This window comes from Moorena sp. SIO3I6 (assembly GCF_010672095.1).
The window spans coordinates 1-1,319 of the sequence record NZ_JAAHHU010001407.1; the positions used below are offsets into that span (position 1 = coordinate 1).

Annotated in this window: 2 protein-coding genes; both read left to right on the top strand. The window is 40.9% G+C overall.

Going from position 1 to position 1,319, the window contains the following annotated elements:
• On the top strand, window positions 1-470 hold a 470-nt coding region (locus F6K49_RS49750), incomplete at its 5' end, for a tRNA-dihydrouridine synthase (RefSeq protein ID WP_293110201.1).
• A gap of 496 nt (window positions 471-966) precedes the next feature.
• On the top strand, window positions 967-1,319 hold a 353-nt coding region (locus tag F6K49_RS49755; RefSeq protein ID WP_293110203.1), incomplete at its 3' end, for an Rpn family recombination-promoting nuclease/putative transposase.

Here is a 1,319-nt window from a genome sequence, read left to right on the forward strand (position 1 = left end):
CTCGCAAGGCTTGGCTACAGGGTTTGAGTCCAAAAGAGAATCGCAACGTCCCACCCTTACGTTACAGTGACGTCCATCGTCTCAAGCAGGAGTTACCTGACTTATTCGTGGAAATTAATGGTGGATTTACTAGTCTTGAACAAGTGCAAGAACAACGGCAGTATGTCGATGGGGTAATGATTGGGCGTGCAGCTTACGACAATCCCTATCTGTTTGCCAAAGCTGATTGTGATATCTATAGCGAGACAGTTATACCCCCAACTCGCCATCAGGTTGTCGAAGCCATGTTTTCCTATATTGATCACTGGGTAGCCAAAGGTATTAAGCTGAACAAAATTACCAGACATATGCTGCAATTATTTGCAGGGCAACCAGGTAGTAGAGCTTGGAAACGTCATATAACTGAAAATTCCTGCTTGGTTGGTGTTGGTTCTGATGTCGTTCGGGAAGCTTTAGCTAAAATTCCCTAGGTATTAACAACAACCAGCCATTTTCCGCCTCATCGCCAGGGTTGGGACAGCCAGTCCGAGGCAGGAAACTGGCAAGATGCCAGTTCCACAACAAGATGCCCATTCCACCCACCGGGTCAAACAGCAAGAATCAGATGCACCCGAAGAAGTCAAAGTTATATAGCAAAGGGAACAGGGAACAGCGGATCTGGGAACAGGGAGCAGGGAGCAGGGAGTAGGGAACAGGGAACAAACATTCTCTCAATTGATTTAGGATTGCTATGTTGTTGGAATCAACAACAGTAAAATTATAGTTTATTCCAACAACATAACTAAAAATATTTAGTGATTTTTTTTATTTCCATATCTTCCGATTTATATTATTAAGTATATTTGTACTATTTTGCGATATAATAATCACAAACCTAATATTGCTAGGGGGGCTTTAGGGACAAAATCCTGGTCTGAGTCAGATTTTATAGTTCAAAGCCCACCCATCACCAATAAATAATTAACCATGAGATTTATCAGCCCCAAAACCGACTTTGCATTTAAGAAAATTTTTGGTTCCTCTGAAAGTAAAGAAGTCCTGATTAGCTTTCTAAATGCTTTGATATATCAAGGAGAATCTCGGATAAATAACTTAGAGATTATTGACCCATACAATGCTGGCTATACTACGGAGTTAAAGGATACCTACCTGGATGTCAAGGCGATTCTAAATGACGGCTCCATAGTAATTATTGAAATGCAAGTGTTAAATGTTCCGGCGTTTGACAAACGAGTAATCTATAATCTCGCCAAAACCTATGGCAATCAATTAAAATCTGGGCAAGGATATTATAAACTCAAGCCGGTGATTGCTTTAAC